This is a genomic window from Streptomyces sp. NPDC003327 (assembly GCF_053589515.1).
The window spans coordinates 21890-42378 of record NZ_JBSFSA010000015.1; the positions used below are offsets into that span (position 1 = coordinate 21890).

A 20489-nucleotide genomic window follows, 5' to 3' on the forward strand; every position below is an offset into this window, starting at 1 on the left:
GCGGGCGAGCCCCTCCGGGCGACGCCGGCGCACCTCGGCGAGGCCAGGACCGGTGCCGTCATTTGGAAGGTTTTGTATCGCTCCGGACATCAATCCGATCGGAGTGAGTTCCAGATCGATCAAGAACGCCTCTATAGTGCGGTCGTTCCGAACCTCCCTGTGCCTGCCTCACGAGAGTCCGGTAGATGTCGGCGTCGCCCACCCCGTTCCGCCCCGCCCTGATCACCTCCGTGCTGACCGTCGCCACGGGTGGTGCGCTCGTCGCCGCCGCGACCAGCGCCGCGCCGGCGGAAGTCCGCGCTCCCCTCGCCTGGTTCACGGTCTGCGGGGTGCTGCTCCTCGCGGCCGCCGCCTTCGCCGTCACCTGGTACGCCCGCACCGCCCGCGGCCTCGCCAGGCGGGCCGAACAGCTGGCCGCCCAGGTCGCCTCCCAGGACACCTACGCCGTGCAGCGCCAGGCCGCCGCCGAGCGCGAGGCCGCGGCCCTGAAGCAGCGTCACGAGGCCCAAGCGGCCGCCGAGGCCGCCGCGCACGCGGCCCGCACCGACGAACTGGTCCGGGCCCAGCGGGCCGAGACCGAGCGGCTCACCGCCGCACACGCGGCCGTCGTCGCCGAGCTCGAACAGCGGCTGCGCACCGCCGAGTCCGCCCGCTCCGCCGCCCTCGCCGCCGCCGCCAACACCGCCGGCCGGATGCAGGCCCTGGCGACCAGCATGATGGCCGACCTGCGGGAGATGGAGCACCGGCACGCGGACGAGGACGTGCTCGCCGACCTCCTCCACCTCGACCACCGCACCGCCCAGGCCGGCCGGCTCGCCGACTCCGTCGCCGTCCTCACCGGCGCCCGCTCCGGCCGCCGCTGGGCCCGGCCCATCGTCATGGAGTCGATCCTGCGCGGCGCCATGGGCCGCATCGCCGGCTACCAGCGGGTCCGCCTGCACTCCACCAGCGAGGCGGCCGTCGCCGGCCACGCCGCCGAGGGCGTCATGCACGCCCTGGCCGAACTCCTCGACAACGCCGCCAACTTCTCCCCGCCCAGCGCGGAGGTCCACGTCTACGTGGAGGAGGTCCCCGCGGGCGTCGTCATCACCGTCGAGGACAGCGGTCTGACCATGAGCGACGTCCAGCTGCGGCGCGCCGAGGCCGCCGTGGACGCGGCCACCCAGGACCTGGCCGGCCTCTCCGGCACCCGCCTCGGACTCCACGTGGTCGGCCGGCTGGCCCGCAAGCACAACCTGTCCGTCTCCTTCCGGCCCTCCGCGCGCGGCGGCACCGGAGTCGTCCTGATGATCCCCCAGGAACTCGTCGCCCGGGGCCCCGAGACGACCGCGGCCGCGCCGGCCTCCGCCGTACGCGCGGTGCCCGCCCGGACCAGCGCGCCCCGCGCCGTACCGGCGGCCGAGCCGGAGACCTCCCACGAGACCGCGCCCGAGCCCCCCGCGGAGGACGCGGCCTCCGGGCCCCTGCTGCCGCGCAGGCGGCGCGGCCGGACCCTCGCCGCGCACGAGAAGGGCGGCCGGGCCCCGGCCGATCCCGCGGCGCGCAAGAACACGCCCCGCACGGGCGAGGCGACCCGCGCCCGCTTCGGCGGCTTCCAGAGCGCCCTCCGCGGCACCGAGGCCAGGCCCGCCGAGACCCCCGGCACCGCCGAGGCCCCCGGCACCACCGAGGCCCCCGGCACCACCGAGACCCGCGGCACCGCCGCCCCCGGCCCCACCACCCCCGCGGCGGAACCGACCACGCCGTCCTCGAACGACCCCCACCCGGAAGGCAATCCGCGATGACCGGCACGACCACCGACGACAAGCTCAGCTGGCTCCTGGAGGGCCTGCTGGAACGCACCCCGGGCACCCGGCACGCCCTGGTGCTCTCCCGGGACGGCCTCAAGCTCTGCCGCACCTCCGCGCTCTCCGTCGACCAGGCCGACCAGCTCGCCGCCATCGCCGCGGGCATCCAGAGCCTGTCCCACGGAGCCTCCGTGGAGTTCGGCGACGGCACCGGCGGGGTCCGCTCCGCGATGGCCGAGTTCTACGGCGGCATCCTCTTCATCGTCGAGGCCGGCGAGGGCGCCCACCTCGCGCTCGTCGCCGACGAGGACGCCGACGCGGGACTCGTCGGGCACAACATGACGGAACTGGTCGAGCAGCTGGGCGAGCACCTCGTCGCGAGGCCGCGGGGATGAGCCGCCTCAGGCCGGGCCGCGACGACTCCCCCGACCGCCTCTACACGGTGACCGGCGGCCGCAGCCGTACCGGGTCCACCGCCTTCGACGTGGTGACGCTCGTGGTCGCCGAGAACGACCCGGTCCCCGGCATGCAGTCCGAGCACGCCGCCATCCTGCGCATGTGCCGCTTCCCCACCGCCGTGGTGGAGGTCGCAGCCGGGCTCGGACTCCCCGTGTCCATCACCAAGATCCTCCTGGCCGACCTGCACGACACCGGCCGGATCAGCGCGCGGCACCCGCGCCCCACCTCGTACCGCCTTCCCGATCACGACATCCTGGAGCAGGTGCTCGTTGGACTCCGCAATCTCTGAGCAGCGCCCGGCCCTCAGCAGCACCGCCGACAACGGACTGAAGATCGTCGTCGTCGGGGGCTTCGGAGTCGGCAAGACCACCCTGGTCCGCTCGGTCAGCGAGATCCGCCCGCTGAACACCGAGGAGACCATGTCGCAGGCGGGCGAGGGCATCGACGACACCGGGGGCGTCGCCGCCAAGACGGCGACCACCGTCGCCTTCGACTTCGGCCGGATCTCGCTCGACGCGCACAACGTGCTCTACCTCTTCGGCGCACCCGGCCAGGAGCGGTTCTGGTTCCTGTGGGACCGGCTGTTCTCCGGGACCCTCGGCGCGGTCGTCCTCGTCGACACCCGCCGGATCGCGGACTCCTGGTACGCCGTGGACCGGCTGGAGCACCACGGCACCCCGTTCGTCGTGGCCTGCAACGACTTCGGCGGGCCCGCGCACACCGCCGCCGAGATCCGCGAGGCCCTCGACCTCCCCGCGGAGGTCCCGCTCGTCTTCTGCGACGCCCGGTCCCGGGAGTCCAGCAAGCACGTCCTCATCACCCTCGTCGAACACCTGAAGCACGTCGTGGCCACCGACCCCGAGCGCGGTCCGCGGCCCGTCCCGGAGGCCGCCCCGTGAACCCTGCCGAGCCCGCGCCGGTCCCGCTGAGCGGCCCCGGCTTCCACACCGACCCGGTCGAGCTGTACCGGCGCATCCGACGCGAGCACGGGGCCGTCGCCCCCGTCGTCCTCGACGGCGGCATACCCGCCTGGCTGGTCCTCGGCTACCGCGAACTCCACCAGGTCACCAGCGACCCGGTGCTCTTCTCGCGCGACTCCGACCTGTGGAACCAGTGGGACGCCGTCCCCGCCGACTGGCCGCTGCTGCCGATGATCGGCCGCAAGCAGCCGTCGATCCTGTACACGGTCGGCGAGCGCCACCGCGAGCGGGCCGAGGTGATCTCCTCCGCCCTCGAATCCGTCGACCCCTTCGAACTGCGGCGGCGCGCCGAGCGGTTCGCCGACGAGCTCATCGACGGGCTGTGCGGCAAGGGCGGGTGCGACATCATCGCCGAGTACGCCATGCTGCTGCCGGTCCGGGTGCTCGCCAGCGTCTACGGCTTCGCCGACGAGCAGGGCCCGGCCCTCGTGACCGCCATGAACGACATGATCAACGGCGGTCCCGGCGCGCTCGCCGGACAGCGGCACCTCGCCGAGTCGATGGGGGCGCTGCTCGCCGCCAAGGCGGAGACGCCCGGGGACGACGTCGCCTCGCGGATGCTCGGCAACACCGCCGGGTTCACCGTCGAGGAGGTCGCCCAGGACCTCATGGTGATGATGGCCGCCGGCCACCAGCCGACCGCCGACTGGATCGGCAACTCGCTGCGCCTGATGCTGACCGACGACCGCTTCGCCGCCTCGCTCTCCGGCGGCCGGCACAGCGTCGGCGAGGCGATGAACGAGGTGCTGTGGGAGGACACGCCCACGCAGAACGTCGCCGGCCGCTGGACCTCGCGCGACACCACCCTCGGCGGCCGGTCCCTCGGCCGCGGCGACCTGGTGCTGCTCGGACTCGCCGCCGCCAACGCCGACCCGCACGTCCGGGCCGACACCGGAGCCCTCACCGGCGGCAACAACGCGCACCTCTCCTTCGGCCACGGCGAGCACCGCTGCCCGTTCCCCGCGCAGGAGGTCGCCGAGACCGTCGCCAGGACCGGCATCGAGGTGCTGCTCGACCGGCTGCCGGACGTCGACCTCGCCGTCCCCGAGACCTCACTGACACGTCGCCCCTCCCCCTGGCTGCGCGGCCTCACCGCGCTGCCGGTGACGTACACCCCGACCCCGGCCCTTGGAGGGACCGCATGACCTGCCCCATCGACCACACCGCGGGCGGCGAGCCCGTCGTCCTCGACCCGTTCGTCACGGACCTCGACGGCGAGAGCGCCCGGCTGCGCGAGGCCGGGCCGCTGGCCCGCGTGGTCCTCCCCGGCGGCGTACCCTGCTACGCCGTCACCCGGCACGCCGAGGCGCGGGCCCTCCTCACCGACGCCCGGCTCGTCAAGGACATCGAGCAGTGGGGCGCCTGGCGGCGCGGCGAGATACCGCTCGACTGGCCCCTGATCGGCCTCGCCAACCCCGGCAGGTCGATGCTGACGGTCGACGGCGAGGAGCACCGCCGACTGCGCACGCTCGTCGCCCAGGCGCTCACCGCGCGCCGTGTGGAGCGGCTGCGGGCCGGCATCGAGGCGCTGACGACACGGCTGCTCGACCGGCTCGCGGAGCTTCCGGCCGGCGAACCGGTCGACCTGAAGGCGGAGTTCGCCTACCCGCTGCCGATGAGCGTGGTCGGCGAGCTGATGGGCGTGGACGCGGCGGACCACCCGCGGATGAAGGCGCTGTTCGACAAGTTCTTCTCGACGCAGACGCCGCCGGAGGAGGTCCCGCAGATGATGGCGGACCTCGGCGCGCTCTTCGCCGGCATCGTGGCGGGCAAGAAGGAGTCGCCCGGTGACGACCTGACCAGCGCCCTCATCGAGGCCTCGGAGGACGGCGACCGGCTCACCACGGAGGAGATCACCAACACCCTCCAGCTCATGGTGGCCGCCGGGCACGAGACGACCATCAGCCTCATCGTGAACGCCGTGGTCGCCCTGGAGACCCACCCCGAGCAGCGTGCCCTCGTCCTCAAGGGCGAGGTGCCGTGGGAGAACGTGATCGAGGAGACCCTGCGCTGGTCGACGCCCACCTCGCACGTCCTCGTCCGCTTCGCGCGCGAGGACATCCAGGTCGGCGACCGGGTCCTGCCGAAGGGCGAGGCGTTGATCGTCTCGCACGGCGCGATCGGCCGGGACGAGCTCCAGCACGGCCCGACGGCGGGCGACTTCGACGTCACCCGCGCGTCGATCCGGCACATCGCCTTCGGCCACGGACCGCACGTCTGCCCGGGCGCGGCGCTCTCCCGCCTGGAGGCGTCGGTGGCGCTCCCCGCCCTGTACGCCCGTTTCCCCGAGCTGCGGCTCGCCGTGCCGCGCGAGGAGCTGAGGAACAAGCCGGTCGTCACCCAGAACGACCTGTTCGACCTTCCGGTCCTCCTCGGCTGACGCCCCGAACAACCGGTGGCCCGCTCCCCGAGGGGGAGCGGGCCACCGCGTCGTCAGGGGGCGGTTCCACGGCGAACCGTCACACGGCGAAGGGCTCGGCGGCCTCCAGGACGTACCGCGGAAGGTAGGGCGACTGGACGCGGACGGTCCAGCCGCGGCGTCGGGCGTGGCAGGCCAGGGCGAGGACGTCCAGGTTCACGGCGGCGTCCGGAGCGTCGGCGCGGTCGGCGACCTGGTAATGATCGCGGTGGGCTTCGAGCGCGTCGGCCAGGGCCAGGTTGAAGCCCTCCTCGTCACCGTCCACGAGCTGCGACAGCAGCACCGCCGGCGGCATGGCGAAGCCCCAGTCCCTGGCCTGCTCGCCCCGGTCCAGGGCCCGCCGCGCGGCCTGTTCCGGATCGGTGCCCGTCAGGTAGGCGTGCAGCGCCTCGCGGTACGCGTTGAACGCGGAGCCGTCCGGCCCGGCGAAGGCGGGGCCGGTGAGGACCAACGGGGCGAGGTCCTCGCGCGCACCGGTGATGAGCGCGAAGGCCGTGGCCTTCTGCCAGGCGCCGGCGCCGGCTCTGTTTCCGCTCTCGACCGCGTACCGCAACCGCCGGCCGTCGACGGTCACCTCGACCTCGGTGCCCGGCTCCGCCAGCGCGATCCGGAAGAGGGCCGACCCCGCCCCGGAAGCCAGCCGGAGGGACGCGAGCTGGGCGTCCACGCCCTCCTCCGGGCTTCCCGCACGCCACTTGAAGAGGCGCTCCTGATCGTCCATGACGCCGGCGAGCCGCCCGACCGCGAGGGGTCCCCCCGCCGCGGGGTCGAACGCCTCCCGGACGCGCTCCTCGTACCTGGCCTCCAGCTGCGGGCTCACCGTCCAGTCGAGCCCCGGCCGCTCGACCACCAGCGGACCGGCGGCGAGCGCGGCGACCGCGTCGGGCCGCCGGTCCCGGCCGAACCCCCCGACCCGGGGGCCGCGGCTCTCGAAGCCGGTGACCAGGGCGTGCGGGAGGTAGTCGGTGGAGACGGCGGGCGCCCAGCCATGGGCCCGGTGGGCGAGGGCGGCGAGGGCGATGGCGACGAGCGGGAGGAGGCTGCCGGGGGAGGCCGAGGAACCGTGCCGGGTGCTGTGCCCGACCAGGAGCGCGGCCAGCGCCTCGTCGAAGGCCTCCCGGTCCTCGGCGGCCAAGGCGCGCAGCGTGCGCAGTGCCGCGCTGTCCGGCCGGTCCAGCAGCGGCTCGCCGGTCTCCTCGGCGCGGACACGGACGCGGTCCAGGGCCGCGTCCACGGCGGCGAGCCTGGCCCGCGCGCTCGGCGGGTACTCCGCGTCGTCGCCGGTGTCGTTCAGGGCCACCGCCGTCAGCCCCGTGGCGAGTTCCCCCGCGGGCGTGCCCTTCGCCCGCTCGGCGAACTTCTGCCGGGCGAAGTGGAAGGCCTCGCCGTGCCACGAGGCCCTGTCCCTGAGAACGGCCAGGCAGAGCGCGTCGATCCACTCCCCGGGCGTGACGCTCTCGGCGGGGGCGTCCTCGCCCGGCTCGTAGCTCATGCCGAAGTTCACGTAGTCCAGGAAGACGTGGAAGCTGCAGTGCGGGTGGTAGGCGGCATAGGCGACGGCGCCGGCCGCCGCCTCGGAGGCGTCCTTGAGAACGGCCTTGGCCTCCGCGGTGTCGAGGTCGGGCGTCTCGACGGACAGCGCCCCCAGGTAGTCGAGGAACTCCTCGGCGATCGCCCGCCACTCGTAGGTGGCCATCCGCCCGGCCCGCGACATGGACCGGACGTGGCCTCCCACGCGGTTCGTGAAGTCCTCGCGCGCCGCTCGCACGGCCGCTCCGCCCACCTGGTGACGCTCTATTCGCACTGCCCCGCTCCTTGATCAAGTCCTGGCGCGAGCCTAAACCCCGCATCTGACAGCGCCCGGGCCTCCCCGTCGCCGCGAGCACACGTACGAGCCTCCGCGCGGTCGACACCGTGGGGCGCGCACAGGCAGACGCGGGTGCACGGCGGTGCGCGCCGCGCCCCGCCCGTGGTCCTCGCGCACCCCCCGGCGAGCTGCGTGCGCCCTACCGGTGCTCGCGCGGCGACGGAAAGGATGAGCGCACCGCAGGCGAACCAGGTGACCCGCACCCCCTGTCCTCGGCCAGGCGGGAACGCGGCGGAAGGAGCTCATGGTGTTGCTTCTCATCTCCCCGGACGGTGTCGAGGAAGCCCTCGACTGCGCGAAGGCCGCGGAACACCTCGACATCGTCGACGTCAAGAAGCCCGACGAGGGCTCGCTGGGCGCCAACTTCCCCTGGGTCATCCGGGAGATCCGCGACGCCGTGCCCGCGGACAAGCCCGTGTCCGCCACCGTCGGGGACGTACCGTACAAGCCCGGTACGGTCGCGCAGGCCGCGCTCGGCGCGGTCGTCTCCGGTGCCACGTACATCAAGGTCGGCCTGTACGGCTGCACGACCCCCGAGCAGGGCGTCGAGGTGATGAGGGCGGTCGTCCGCGCGGTCAAGGACCACCGTCCGGAGGCGCTCGTCGTCGCCTCCGGCTACGCCGACGCCCACCGCGTCGGCTGCGTCAACCCGCTCGCCCTGCCCGACATCGCCGCCCGCGCCGGTGCCGACGCGGCCATGCTGGACACCGCCGTCAAGGACGGCACGCGGCTCTTCGACCACGTCCCGCCCGACGCCTGCGCCGAGTTCGTCCGCCGCGCCCACGCGTCCGGCCTGCTCGCGGCCCTCGCGGGCAGCGTCAAGCTGGCCGACCTCGGCCCGCTGACCCGCATCGGTACGGACATCGTGGGCGTACGGGGAGCGGTCTGCGCCGGCGGCGACCGCAACACCGGGAGGATCCAGCCGCATCTGGTGGCCGCCTTCCGGGCGGAGATGGACCGGCAGGCCCGGGAGCACGCCGTCGGCGCCGCGCGGACCGTGAGCTGACCACCGGGATGCCCACACCGGAAACCGGTCACGCCGCAGAGCGCCGCGCCGGACGCCTCCCCGTCGTCGACCCGGCCACCGGGGAGGCCTTCGACGAGGCCCCCGACCAGAAGCCGCACGAGCTGGACGAGGCGGTCGCCCGCGCCCGGCGCGCCTGGCACGCCTGGCGCGCCGACCCCGCCGCCCGCACCACCGCGCTGTACGCCGCCGCCGACGCCGTGGAAGCGGCCGGGGACGGCCTCGCCCGGCTGCTCACCCGGGAACAGGGCAAGCCCCTGGCCGAGTCGTACGCCGAGGTCGCCCGTACGGCGGCCCGGCTGCGCTACTTCGCCGGCCTGGCCCCCAGGACCCGCCGGATCGACGACGGCCGACCCGTCCACAGCGAGGTCCGCTGGCGGCCCGTCGGGCCCGTGGCCGCGATCGTGCCGTGGAACTTCCCGCTCCAGCTCGCGGCGGCGAAGTTCGCCCCGGCGCTGGCGGCCGGCAACACCGTGATCCTCAAACCGTCCCCCCACACCCCGCTCGCCACCCGGCTGCTCGGCTCCGTCCTGGCCGCCGTCCTGCCCGACGACGTCCTGACCGTCGTCACCGGCCGTGAACCCCTCGGTGCCCGGCTCGCCGCCCACCCGGGCATCCGCCACGTCACCTTCACCGGCTCCGTGCCCACCGGCCGGGCCGTCGCCGGGGCAGCGGCGGCCTCGCTCGCCCGGGTCACGCTGGAGCTGGGCGGCAACGACGCCGCCGTCCTCCTGGACGACGTCGACGTGGACCGGATCGCGGACCGGCTGTTCTGGGCCGCGTTCCGCAACTGCGGGCAGATCTGCATGGCGGTCAAACGCGTCTACGTCCCCGCCCGGCTCCACGCCGAGGTCGTCGAAGCCCTCGCCCAGCGGGCGACGACCGTCCCCGTCGGAGCCGGACTCGAACCGAAGACCCGGATCGGCCCGGTCAACAACGCCGCCCAGCTCGCCCGGGTCGAGCAGGTGACGCGGCGGGCCCTGGCGGACGGTGCCCGGGCCGCGGCCGGTGGGCACCGGCTCGACGGAGCGGGATACTTCTTCGCTCCCACGATCCTCACCGACGTCCCGCCCGACAGCCCGGTGGTGACCGAGGAACAGTTCGGACCGGTCCTGCCGGTCCTCCCGTACCGCGACCTCGACCAGGCCATCGACGCGGCCAACGGCACCGGCTTCGGCCTCGGCGGCTCCGTCTGGGGCACCGACCTCGACCGGGCCGAGGCGGTGGCCGACCGGCTCGAATGCGGCACGGCCTGGATCAACCACCACGCCGAGCTCTCCCTCGCCCAGCCCTTCGCGGGCGTCAAGGACAGCGGCGTCGGCGTCGCCGGCGGACCGTGGGGCCTCTACGGCAACCTCCGCCCGTTCGTCGTCCACCGCCCGCACGAGGAGGGAGCGTGACCACGAGGTTCCGGGCAGCCGTCCTCCGCTCCTACGAGGACCCCTTCACGATCGAGGAGGTCGCCCTGACCGAGCCCGGCCCCGGCGAGATCCTGGTCGAGATCGCGGGAACCGGCCTGTGCCGTACCGACCTCGCGGTACGACGATCGGCCGGCCGCAGCCCGCTCCCGGCGGTCCTCGGCCACGAGGGCGCCGGGGTCGTCGTGCGGACGGGCGCCGGCGGCGGCCCCGGCGCAGCACTCGGCGTCGGCGACCACGTCGTGCTGAGCTTCGACTCCTGCGGCCACTGCCGGAACTGCCGCGCCGCCGCCCCCGCCTACTGCGACTCCTTCGCCTCCCTCAACCTCTTCGGCGGACGCGAGCAGGAACCACCGCGACTCACCGACGCGACCGGAAAGGCGCTGGCCCCCCGGTGGTTCGGCCAGTCCTCCTTCGCCGCCTACGCGCTCGTCCCCGCCCGCAACGCCGTCCGGGTCGACCCCGCCCTGCCCCTCGAACTGCTCGGACCCCTCGGCTGCGGCTTCCTCACCGGTGCCGGAGCCGTCCTCAACACGTTCTCCGCAGGGCCCGGCGACACCCTCGCGGTCCTCGGCGCCGGAGCGGTGGGCCTGGCCGCGGTGATGGCGGCCACCGCCGCGGGCGTACGGACCGTGGCCGTCGACCGCCATCCCGTGCGGCTCGCCCTGGCGGAACGGTTCGGCGCGACACCGCTGCCCGCCGGATCGCGCGGACTGCCCGAGCGGCTCCGCCGACTCACCGACGGTGGTGTCCAGTACGCCCTCGACACCACGGCCTCGGCACCGCTCGTCAACGACGCGCTCCGAGCGCTGCGACCCACCGGCACCCTCGGTCTCGTCGCCCGCCTCCACACCCCGCTGCCACTCGAACCGGGAACGCTCGACCGCGGCCGGTGCCTGCGCCACATCTGCGAGGGCGACGCGGTACCCGCACTGCTGATACCGCGGCTGACCGGCCTGTGGCAGGCCGGCCGCTTCCCCTTCGACCAGCTGATCCGCACCTACCCGCTGGCCGACATCAACGAGGCCGAACGCGACTGCGACGCCGGCCGCGTGGTCAAACCCGTCCTGCTCCCGGAGAGGAGAGACCGATGAGCGAGAGCCCCACCACCGATGACCTCCCCCGTCCCGTCACCGGAGGCCCCGCGGCCGCCCCGACGCCCCGGCGGACCGACGCCGGGGGCGTGGAAGGAGGCGTGGGGCTGACCGCCCTCCTGGTGGCCGCGGCCCGGGCGATCGAGACCCACCGCCCCGACAGCCTGGCCCGGGACGTGTACGCCGAGCACTTCGTGCGGGCCGCTCCTGCGTGTGCGGAGTGGCCGGTACGCATCGGACAGGTGCCCGACGGGGACGACAACCCGCTGTGGGGCAGGTTCGCCCGCTACTTCGGGTTGCGGACCCGGGTCCTCGACGACTTCGTCCTCGAGTCGGTCCACGGCGGCGCCCGCCAGCTGGTCCTGCTCGGCGCGGGGCTGGACACCCGCGCCCTCCGGCTGGACCTGCCGTCCGACTGCGTCGTTTTCGAGATCGACCGGGCGGGCGTGCTTGCCTTCAAACAGCGGGTCCTCACGGAACTGTCGGCCGCCCCGCGGGCGAAGCGCGTCCCCGTACCGCTCGACCTGCGCGAGGACTGGGCCACCGCGCTGACCGCGGCCGGGTTCGACCCGGCCGCACCGAGCGTCTGGCTGGCCGAGGGACTGCTGTTCTACCTGCCGGGGCCCACCGAGACGTACCTCGTCGACACGGTGGACCGGCTGACCACCGGGGGCAGCGCCCTGGCGTTCGAGGCCAAGCTGGAGAAGGACCTGCTGGCCTACCGCGACAGCGCCATCTACACGGCGACGCGCCGGCAGATCGGCATCGACCTGCTCGGCCTCTTCGACCCGGGACCGCGCCCCGACACGGCGGGCCGCCTGACGGCCAGGGGCTGGTCCACGTCGATGCGCACGCCCTTCGACTTCACCCGCCGGCACGGACGGGGCCCCCTGCCCGAGCCGAACGACGCCCTGGAGGGGAACCGGTGGGTCTTCGCCCACAAGCCCGGGGCGTGACGTCCGCCGGGCCGGCGGAGCGCCCGGGACGGCCGGTGCCGCCCCGGGACGCTCGCGAGCGGACCGGGTCAGACGGCCGCTGCGCCCACCAGCCGGTCACCGGGGATCCCGGCCAGGTCCGGTGCGTAGTAGTCCTCGATGCCGGCGGCCCACGTGGCCACGGTGATGCGGTCGTCGGCGTCCGGGCCGAAGGCGTCGAACAGCGCGTCGATGTTCGCCTCCTCGAAGCCGATCGCCGTCATCAGCGACATGAAGAGCGGGCGCTCGATCAGACCGTCCCCGTCCGGGTCCCCGAGCGCGGAGAGCGCCCGGGCGAACTCGGTGACGGTGGGACCGAAGCGCTCGGGGTCGAGCACGAAGGGGCGGAACTCCTCGACGGTGATCACGCCGTCGCCGTTGGCGTCCAGCTCGGTGGCCAGCGTCGTCCAGTAGCGGCGGAACGCCGCCCGGATGGCCTCCTTGGCGTCGTCGTCCGACGCGACCGCCGCCTTCAGCACGCGTTCCGTCATCAGATCGAAGTCACCGGAGTCGATGACTCCGTTGCCGTTGACGTCGAAGAGGGAGAAGACCAGCTCGACCCGCTGGGCGGCCTCGTTGCGCATGTGCGTCACCTGTCTCGTGCGGCCCGACGGTGCCGGGCCGGGGCTCAATGCGTTCTTCCACGTAACCGCGCCGGACCGGAAGCCGTGACGGTGAGGCGGTCGCCGTAACCGGAAGGAGTGAGGGGACGAGCGGCGGCCCGGGGCGTCACGCGGTGGCGCGGGAGGCGTAGGCGCGGACGTCGGCATCCGGGTCGCGCGTGGCGGCGGCGAGGGCGGTCCGGGCCTCGGGGGCGGCGCGGTGCTCCAGGAGCGAGAGGACGGCGGCCTTGCGGACGTCCGCGTTCGGGTCGGCCAGGGCGCGGGCGAGGGCCGTGACGGCCTCGGTGACCGGAGCCGCCCGCAGGGCGCTCGCGGCGCCCGCCCTGACCTGCCAGGCCGGATCGGCCAGGGCGGCCGCGGCCCGCGCCGCGTACGGCGGCGGGCACCCGGTCGAGGCCAGCGCGCCGAACGCGGCGCCCCTGACGAGCGGGTCCGGGTCGGTCAGCAGCCGGTCGAGCGGCGCGGGGGCCGGGGCGTGCACGGCCGCGAGTCCGCGGGCCACCGTGACCCGCACCTCGCGGGCCGGGTCGCCGGCGGCCACCGCCAGTTCGTCGACCGCGTCCACGGAGACCAGGCCCCGGACGGCGGTGAGACGCACCTCGATGTCGTCGTCGGCCAGCGCGGCCGCGTAGTCCGCGGCATCGCCCAGCCGCAGGGCGCGCAACACGTCGAGCGCCGCCGCTCGGACGGTCGGGTCGGTGACGGCGGGGTCGGCGGCGGCCGCCGCGGTCCTGAGGCCCGCGCCCAACTCCGGCTCGGCGGGCAGCACTTCGACCAGCTCTCGCAGCACCGACGCGGCGGCGGACCGGACGGCGGGTGCGGTGTCGAGCAGACGAGCGGCGAGGGCGGGGCCGGCGCCGGCCGGCGCCGTCTCGCCGAGGGCGGACACCGCCGCCGCCCGTACGGCCGGATCGGCGTCCGCGAGGTACGGCAGGAACGTCTCCAGCTCGGCGGACTCCTCGGCGAGGGAGAGCAGGCGGAGCAGCGGGGCCGGCGTGAGCGCCGTCTCGGCGTCGTTCCCCACCGCGGTCGGCGAAGGGCCCGCTGCCGGTGCGGCGACCGGCGCGGCGACCGGCGCGGCCGGGCGGGCGGCGGGGGCGGCTTCCCTCGGCCCGGCCGTGGCGACCGGCACCAGGGCGACCTCGCCCAGTGGGCGCTCGGGTCCGGGCACCGGCGCGTACTCCGGGACCGGCACCACGTACGGCTCGACCGGCCGCGCCGTGAACTCCATCGTCCCCGCGGCGGACTTGCGCAGGTCGAGGTGGTGCAGCCAGCCCGCGTCGTCCCGGCCGGGGTGGTCCAGGCGCTCGTGGTACAGCCCCCAGCGCGACTCGGTTCTCGCCAGGGAGGCCCGGGCCGCCATCTCCGCGCAGTCCCTGATGAACGACACCTCGGCGCACCGCATCAGTTCGTGCGGCGTGCGCGCGCCCATGCCCTCGATCTCCCGGGACATCCGGGTGAACGCCTCGACCGCCAGGGACAGTTTCGCCCCCGTCTTGGGCGGTGCGACGTAGTCGTTGACGAAGCGCCGCAGCTTGTACTCGACCTGTGGCTGCGGCGGTCCTTCGGGGTGGCGCAGCGGCCGGTAGACGAGTTCGTGGGCGGCGGCCAGTTGGTCGGCGGGCAGCTCGCCCTCGAACGCGCGGTACCGCGCCGCGTCCTCGCCGGCCAGGTCGCCGAAGACGAAGGCCCCGATCATGTAGTTGTGCGGTACGCAGGCGAGGTCGCCGGCCGCGTACAGCCGGGGTACCGTCGTACGGGCGTGGGCGTCCACGCGTACCCCCGAGGCGGAGTGTCCGCCGCAGAGCCCGATCTCCGAGATGTGCATCTCGATGTCGTGCGTGCGGTAGTCGTGGCCGCGGTTCGCGTGGAACGTGCCGCGGGTGGGCCGTTCCGTCGTGTGCAGGATCGACTCGACGGCGCCGACGGTCTCCTCGGGCAGATGGCTGAGCTTGAGGTACACCGGCCCCCGGTCGGAGGCGAGTTCGGCCGCGAACTCGGACATCATCTGGCCCGACCAGTAGTCCGACTCCACGAAGCGCTCGCCGTGCCGGTTCACCTGGTACCCGCCGAACGGGTTGGCGACGTACGCGCACGCCGGCCCGTTGTAGTCCTTGATGAGCGGGTTGATCTGGAAGCACTCGATCCCGGTGAGCGCGGCCCCCGCGTGGTAGGCCATGGCGTAGCCGTCGCCGGCGTTGGTCGGGTTCTCGTAGGTGCCGTACAGATAGCCCGAGGCGGGCAGGCCGAGCCGGCCGCACGCACCGGTCGCCAGGATCACCGCGCCCGCCCGGACGATCACGAAGTCGCCCGTGCGCGTGTGGAACCCCGCCGCGCCGATCGCCCGCCCGTCGTCCGGGTGGGTGAGCACCCGGACCGGCATGACCCGGTTCTCGATCCGGATCCGCTCGCGCATCTCCCGCCGCCGCAGCTGCCGGTAGAGCACCTTCTTGACGTCCTTGCCCTCCGGCATCGGCAGCACGTACGAGCCGGAGCGGTGCACCTGGCGGACCGCGTAGTCGCCGTGCTCGTCCTTCTCGAACTTCACGCCGTACGACTCCAGGCGCTGGACCATGCCGAAGCCGCGGGTCGCGGTCTGCCGGACGGTGGACTGGTCGACGACGCCGTCGTTGGCTCGGGTGATCTCGGCGACGTAGTCGTCGGGTTCCGCCCGGCCCGGGATGATCGCGTTGTTGACCCCGTCCATGCCCATGGCGAGGGCGCCGGAGTGGCGGACGTGCGCCTTTTCGAGGAGCAGCACGGACGCGCCGCGTCCGGCGGCGGTGAGCGCGGCCATGGTGCCCGCGGTCCCGCCGCCGATGACCAGGACGTCGCAGGACAGTTCGGTCGCGTCGGCGAGCGCGGGGACGGGCAGGGGGGTGTCCACGAGCGTGTCCACGGAGGTGCCTTTCGGATGCCGCTCCGACATCGGGAGGGAATCGGGATCGGGAGGGGAATGGGGATCAGGAGTGGGATCGTGACCGGCAGTGGTGTCGGGACCGGGAACGGGGGTTTCAGAGGGACGCGAGGATGCGGCGGCGCACTTCCGCGGTGCCGGGAGCCGTCCGGGCGTCCCGCTCCCGCGGGTGCGGGACGTCGAGGACCTGCCCGGAGGGCAGCTGGAGCACCCGGTCGCCGAGGTACAGCGCCTCGTCCACGTCGTGGGTGACGAAGACGACGGTGGCGCCGGTGCCCCGCAGGATGTCGACCAGCAGGTCCTGCATCCCGGCCCGGGTGTGCGCGTCCAGCGCCCCGAAGGGCTCGTCCATCAGGACCGCACGGGGTGCGCCGGCCAGGGCGCGGGCCAGCTGGACCCGCTGGCGCTGGCCGCCGGACAACTGGTGCGGCAGCTTGTGGGCGTGGTCGGCGAGGCCGACCCGGTCCAGCCACTCGGCCGCCGAGCGCCGCCGTTCGGTGCGGGGGACCCGCCGGATCGAGAGCGGCAGCTCGACGTTGGCCCGGACGGTCCGCCAGGGCAGCAGGGCATCGTGCTGGAACACCAGGGCACGGTCGGCTGCGGGCCGGTCGATCGGCTCCCCGTCCTGGCCGACCCGGCCCTCCAGCGGCGGCAGCAGCCCCGCGAGGGTGCGCAGCAGCGTGGACTTCCCGCAGCCGGACGGGCCGACGACGGCCAGCAGTTCGCCGGGCGGGATGTCCAGCGTGAGCGTGCCGGGGACGGCGGCGCCGTCCGGGTGGCCGAGCCGCACGGCGTCCAGGGTGAGCGCGGCACCGGCGAGCGGGGGCGCGACGGTCATCGAACCGGTTCCTTCCGGGGAGAGACGGCGACGGCGGCGGGGTCCGCGACGAGCGGGGGAGCGTCCCCCGTCGGAGCGGGGGCAGCTGCGCGCACCCTGCGGAGGGGCCGCCTCGGGGTGTCCGTTCCGCCGCGCGCGGTCGGGCGGGGCAGCCACGCCGTCGTACGACGGCCGAGGTACTCCACCGCCGTCGAGGTGAGCCACCCGAGGCCGCCGATGGTGGCCATGCCGACGAACACGCCCGGGTAGTCGACGACCGTGTAGTCCTGCCAGGTCCGGTAACCCACGCCGTACTCGCCGGAGATCATCTCCGCGGAGATCACGCAGATCCAGGCGACGCCGATGCCCACGGACAGGCCTCCGAAGATGCCGGGGAGGGCGCCCGGCAGCACGACCGAGCGGAGTACCCGGAGCCTGCCCCCGCCCATGGTGAGCACGGCCTCCTCCCAGGTGGGCGTGAGGGCTCGGACCGCGTGCCGGGTCGACACCAGGACGGGGAAGAAGGCCGCGGTGAAGGTGATGAAGACGATGCCCTGCTCGTTGGTCGGGAGGAGCAGGATGGCGACCGGGACGAGCGCGATGGCCGGGACGGGGCGTACCACCTCGACCACCGGTCCCAGCAGGTCGGAGGCCCACCGGGAGCGGGCGACGGCCGTGCCCGCGGCCACTCCAAGGACGGCGGCCAGCAGGAAGCCCACCACGATCCGGCGCAGGCTGTGGCCCAGGTCCTGCCAGTACGCGGCGGTGCCGACCCGGTCGGCGAAGGCCGAGGCCACCTCGACGACCGTGGGGAACTGCTCGAAACGCAGCCACAGGTTGACGTCCAGCGAGGTCAGCAGCTGCCAGAGCGCGAGCGCCCCGGCGAGCGACCCGGCCCTGACCAGCCGGCGGCCCGCGCTCATGACGCCAGCCGTACGGCGTCGGCGTAGGCGACGACCCGGGCGCCGGGGTGCCCGGAGACGTACGTCCGCGCGTTGGCCGGGGTGACGAAGGCCCGCAGCCGCTCGCCGTCCGCGACCCACACCGCCTTGTCGGCGAACCACAGGGTGCCGGTCAGCGCGTCCGGCACGTACGCGGCCCGCACGTCGGCGCCCCTGACGGCCTTCAGCAGCTCCTCGGGAGTGTCGAAGGAACGCGTGGTGGCCTGTCCCTCGAGCCACAGTTCCGGCTTGACCGCGGTCACCTTCGGGTACGCCGGCCTCGACGCGGCCCGCTCCAGGGGTGCCGGGTCGACGAACTCGTCCACGTCGACGTCACCGACCAGCTCGGCCGCCCGCAACAGCGGCAGGTCCGCCTTCAGCGCGGCGACCAGCTCCGGGCGCAGCTGCGGGTCGAAGGTGGAGATGCCGTTCGCACCGTTGTAGAGGTAGACCACCTCGGCGGGCAGCCCGGTGGCCTTCGCCACCGATTCGGCCGCGGCGACGGGCTGGGCGCGCAGGTGGTCGGTGGCCCGGCGCTGCGCCGTGAGGAAGTCGTCCAGGACGCCGGGCCGTTGGTCCGCGAACTTCTGCCGCACGGTCACCCCGTGGAAGGTCGGCAGATCGAGCACGGCGCCGTCGTACAGGGCCTTGGCCCGTCCCTCGAAGGCCAGCAGGCCCGGCCAGGCGACGAACTGCGACAGCGCGTCGACGCTGCCGGCGCTCAGCGCGGACGCGCCCACGCTGGGCTGCTGGTTGAGCTTCTGGACGTCCTTCCGCGGGTCGAGACCGGCCTGCTCCAGGGCGCGCACGAGCGTGCCGTCGGCGGCCGAGCCGACACTGGTGGACACCTTCTTGCCGCGCAGGTCCGCCAGCGACTCCAGGGACGAACCGGGGGCGGTCACGACGGTGTTGAGCCCGCCGCGCAGGTTGTAGCCGGTGACCGACACCAACCGGGTCGGCTGGCCCAGCTGCTTCCCCCGGGCGGCGTTGATGAGCAGCGGGAAGTCGCCCATCGAGCCGATGTCGATCTTCCCGGCCGCCATCTGGGCGGTGATCGGCGCACCGGTCGCGTAGTCCTGCCACACGACCTCGTACGAGACGCCGTCCTCCTTCCCGCGCGCCGCGAGCTCCTCCTCGAAGTAGCCGAGGGAACGCAGCAGCGTGCCGGCGGTCACGGTGTTGATGGTCTTGGACTGGTAGCCGACGGTCACCGTGACGGTCTTGCCGCCGTCGGCGCCCGCCGTCCCGCCGCAGGCGGTGGCTAGGGGAAGCAGCGCGGTGGCCAGGAGCAGCGGAAGCGGGATTCTCTTGCGGGGCATGGAGGCCGGCCTTTCAGCGGAGCAGGTAGGGCATGTTGACGGTGACCGCACCGGTGGGACAGCGCGCGGCGCAGGGGCCGCAGTACCAGCACTCGTCCACGTGCATGTAGGCCTTGCCGTCGTCCTCGCGGATGGCGAGCGAGTCGAGCGGACACATGTCGACGCAGAGGGTGCAGCCGTCGATGCACTTGGACTCGTCGATGGTCACGGGGACGTCCGAACGCTGCGGAACGAGAGGCATGGCGGTCTCCAAGACCGAAGAGGGCGGGAAGGGGGGAAGGTACGGGGAGAGGCCGTGGTCAGACGGACCGGTGCAGCACGCCGCTCATGGTGATGCGGTCGCCGCGGAACCGGATGAACTCCAGATCCACCGGGCGTCCGTCGGGCAGGCGGGTCAGCCGTTCCAGCATCAGGACGGCCGTGCCCCGAGGAGCCTGGAGCACCGCGGCGGAGTGCGCGTCGGCGGTGATCGCCTCCAGGGTGATCTCCGCGTGCCCCAGCGGACCGCCGGTGAGCGATTCCAGGAGCCGGAACACGTCCGTGTTCTCCAGGTCGCAGCCGAGGAGTTCCCCGCCCACGTCCATGGGCAGATAGGACAGGTCCAGGGACAGCGGAAGCCCGTTCAGGCGGCGCAGCCGCTCGATGCAGAGCACGTCGCTGTGGGCGGGCACCCCCAGCCGGTGCGCCACCGGCCCGGGGGCGGAGACGGGGCCGACGGTACGGACCTCGTTGGTGACCCGACCGTGCTCGTGCAGCGTCTCGGCCAGGCCCTGGAGGCGGTTCAGGCCGTGCGGGTACTTCTCGCACACCACCACGGTGCCGACGCCGGGCTGCCGCTCGACGAGCTGTTCGCCGCGCAGCAGGTCCAGGGCGTGTCGCACGGTGTTGCGGCTGGCCCGGTACTCCCTGGCGATGACGTCCTCCAGGGGGAGGACCTGCTGGGGGAAGCCGCCCGCGAGGATCTGGTGGCGCAGCAGATCGGCGAGCTGTCGCGCCCGGTCCGCACGCAGTCGTCGTCGGCGCGCGGCGGCGACCGGGCGGGCTGCGGGGGTGGGTTCGGCTGGCATGTCAGGGAACGTACCGGGGGAGTGCGGCCGATGGTGTTGCCGCGGTATTGCGCCACCTGACGGTTCGTAGGGACCGCTCTGACCTGCGTGTTTCACCCCCGCGGACACAAGATCCGCCACCGGGGCGTCCACCACGTGGACAGCCGGGTTCGTTCAGCGCGTGGGTTCCCAGGGACGAAACCACGGGTCGGGCCACGCCTCGGCGGCGGCGAGCAGGGGATAGAGGGTCGCGCCGTCGATGCTCTCGCGGATGAGGTCGGCGTGGCCCCCGTGGCGTGCGGTCTCCTCGATCAGGTGGAGCAGGACCCAGCGGACCGACCACTCCCCGACCTCGGCGGGGAACCAGGGGAGACCCTGCGGCACCGGAACGGCCTGCCCGAGGTCCGGAACGCCGGCGATCACCGCGTCGGTCCGCGCGGTCGCCTCCGCGTGCGCCGCCAGCGCCCAGGCGAGGGTCTCGTCCGCAGCGAGTCGGAACTCGTCGTCGTCCGACTCGTCCGCCTTCCGCTGGGGCCCGTGTCGCTCCCCGAGAACGAGGTTGGTCCAGAAGGTCTCGCACCGCGCGGCGTGTTTGATCAGCCCGCCGATGCTCAGGTCACCGACGGGGGACGTCATGCGGGCCTGTTCGTCGGTGAGACCGTGGGCGGTGACGCGCAAGGCGCGCCGCTGGTGCGCGAGATAGGCGGTCAGGGCCGAGCGCTCGTCGGCGACGGGTGGGGCGAGTCCGGGCATGGCGGTCCCTCTCCTGTTGCAAGTTCTTGCAGCAAGTTTCGGTCAGACTCT

19 protein-coding genes are annotated in these 20489 nt (G+C 74.1%); 10 read left to right on the top strand and 9 right to left on the bottom strand.

From position 1 onward, the window contains the following. The first annotated feature begins 185 nt into the window (after positions 1-185). From ACWDVG_RS15430 to ACWDVG_RS15455, 6 genes are read left to right on the top strand one after another with little or no spacing between them, the layout of a single operon-like run. On the top strand, positions 186-1784 hold the full coding sequence (locus ACWDVG_RS15430; RefSeq protein ID WP_451699658.1) for an ATP-binding protein: 1599 nt from the start codon (positions 186-188) through the stop codon (positions 1782-1784). Further along, positions 1781-2182 carry a roadblock/LC7 domain-containing protein gene (locus tag ACWDVG_RS15435; RefSeq protein WP_451699659.1) on the top strand — a complete coding sequence of 134 codons (402 nt, stop codon included), beginning with the start codon at positions 1781-1783 and terminating at the stop codon, positions 2180-2182. The genes ACWDVG_RS15430 and ACWDVG_RS15435 overlap by 4 nt, the downstream gene beginning before the upstream one ends. Further along, a complete protein-coding gene (locus ACWDVG_RS15440) occupies positions 2179-2535 on the top strand; it encodes a DUF742 domain-containing protein (RefSeq protein ID WP_451699660.1) in 357 nt (118 codons plus the stop codon). Before ACWDVG_RS15435 ends, ACWDVG_RS15440 begins: the two co-directional genes overlap by 4 nt. Then, a complete protein-coding gene (locus ACWDVG_RS15445) occupies positions 2516-3145 on the top strand; it encodes a GTP-binding protein (RefSeq protein ID WP_451699661.1) in 630 nt (209 codons plus the stop codon). The genes ACWDVG_RS15440 and ACWDVG_RS15445 overlap by 20 nt, the downstream gene beginning before the upstream one ends. After that, entirely contained in the window at positions 3142-4371 is a 1230-nt protein-coding gene (locus ACWDVG_RS15450) for a cytochrome P450 (RefSeq protein ID WP_451699662.1), read from the top strand. Before ACWDVG_RS15445 ends, ACWDVG_RS15450 begins: the two co-directional genes overlap by 4 nt. Next, positions 4368-5606 (top strand): cytochrome P450 family protein, encoded by a 1239-nt coding sequence (locus ACWDVG_RS15455; RefSeq protein ID WP_451699664.1) that lies wholly within the window; start codon positions 4368-4370, stop codon positions 5604-5606. The genes ACWDVG_RS15450 and ACWDVG_RS15455 overlap by 4 nt, the downstream gene beginning before the upstream one ends. Before the next feature lie 79 nt (positions 5607-5685). Here the strand turns inward: ACWDVG_RS15455 and ACWDVG_RS15460 are convergent, their stop codons facing one another. Then, a complete protein-coding gene (locus tag ACWDVG_RS15460; protein ID WP_451699665.1) occupies positions 5686-7449 on the bottom strand; it encodes an Imm49 family immunity protein in 1764 nt (587 codons plus the stop codon). Between the two features lie 310 nt (positions 7450-7759). Between ACWDVG_RS15460 and ACWDVG_RS15465 the strand changes: the two genes are divergently transcribed. From ACWDVG_RS15465 to ACWDVG_RS15480, 4 genes are read left to right on the top strand one after another with little or no spacing between them, the layout of a single operon-like run. After that, positions 7760-8518 (top strand): (5-formylfuran-3-yl)methyl phosphate synthase, encoded by a 759-nt coding sequence (locus tag ACWDVG_RS15465; RefSeq protein ID WP_451699746.1) that lies wholly within the window; start codon positions 7760-7762, stop codon positions 8516-8518. An 8-nt stretch (positions 8519-8526) separates the two neighbouring features. After that, a complete protein-coding gene (locus ACWDVG_RS15470) occupies positions 8527-9936 on the top strand; it encodes an aldehyde dehydrogenase family protein (RefSeq protein ID WP_451699667.1) in 1410 nt (469 codons plus the stop codon). Further along, positions 9933-11048 (top strand): NAD(P)-dependent alcohol dehydrogenase, encoded by a 1116-nt coding sequence (locus tag ACWDVG_RS15475; RefSeq protein ID WP_451699668.1) that lies wholly within the window; start codon positions 9933-9935, stop codon positions 11046-11048. Before ACWDVG_RS15470 ends, ACWDVG_RS15475 begins: the two co-directional genes overlap by 4 nt. Further along, positions 11045-12004 carry a class I SAM-dependent methyltransferase gene (locus ACWDVG_RS15480; RefSeq protein WP_451699669.1) on the top strand — a complete coding sequence of 320 codons (960 nt, stop codon included), beginning with the start codon at positions 11045-11047 and terminating at the stop codon, positions 12002-12004. The genes ACWDVG_RS15475 and ACWDVG_RS15480 overlap by 4 nt, the downstream gene beginning before the upstream one ends. Before the next feature lie 68 nt (positions 12005-12072). On the opposite strand, the gene ACWDVG_RS15485 is transcribed toward ACWDVG_RS15480, so the two are convergent. The 8 genes from ACWDVG_RS15485 to ACWDVG_RS15520 form a co-directional block, all read right to left on the bottom strand. After that, the gene (locus tag ACWDVG_RS15485) at positions 12073-12606 is read right to left on the bottom strand and encodes an EF-hand domain-containing protein (protein ID WP_451699670.1); all 534 of its coding nucleotides are present in this window, start codon (positions 12604-12606) and stop codon (positions 12073-12075) included. 145 nt (positions 12607-12751) lie between these two features. Next, positions 12752-15574, bottom strand: coding sequence for a fumarate reductase/succinate dehydrogenase flavoprotein subunit (locus ACWDVG_RS15490; protein WP_451699672.1), 2823 nt, complete (start codon positions 15572-15574; stop codon positions 12752-12754). 85 nt (positions 15575-15659) lie between these two features. Next, positions 15660-16400: an ABC transporter ATP-binding protein gene (locus ACWDVG_RS15495; RefSeq protein WP_451699673.1), complete on the bottom strand. Its 741-nt coding sequence runs from the start codon at positions 16398-16400 to the stop codon at positions 15660-15662. After that, a complete protein-coding gene (locus tag ACWDVG_RS15500) occupies positions 16397-17302 on the bottom strand; it encodes an ABC transporter permease (RefSeq protein ID WP_451699674.1) in 906 nt (301 codons plus the stop codon). Before ACWDVG_RS15500 ends, ACWDVG_RS15495 begins: the two co-directional genes overlap by 4 nt. Then, positions 17299-18639, bottom strand: coding sequence for an ABC transporter substrate-binding protein (locus tag ACWDVG_RS15505; RefSeq protein WP_451699675.1), 1341 nt, complete (start codon positions 18637-18639; stop codon positions 17299-17301). The genes ACWDVG_RS15500 and ACWDVG_RS15505 overlap by 4 nt, the downstream gene beginning before the upstream one ends. 13 nt (positions 18640-18652) lie before the next feature. Then, positions 18653-18880 carry a 4Fe-4S dicluster domain-containing protein gene (locus ACWDVG_RS15510; protein WP_116157163.1) on the bottom strand — a complete coding sequence of 76 codons (228 nt, stop codon included), beginning with the start codon at positions 18878-18880 and terminating at the stop codon, positions 18653-18655. Between the two features lie 58 nt (positions 18881-18938). Beyond that, complete coding sequence (locus tag ACWDVG_RS15515; RefSeq protein WP_451699676.1) at positions 18939-19706, bottom strand: GntR family transcriptional regulator; 768 nt, start codon at positions 19704-19706, stop codon at positions 18939-18941. A 153-nt stretch (positions 19707-19859) separates the two neighbouring features. After that, positions 19860-20438, bottom strand: a complete 579-nt coding sequence (locus ACWDVG_RS15520; RefSeq protein ID WP_451699677.1) for a DinB family protein — start codon at positions 20436-20438, stop codon at positions 19860-19862. Between the last annotated feature and the right edge of the window lie 51 nt (positions 20439-20489).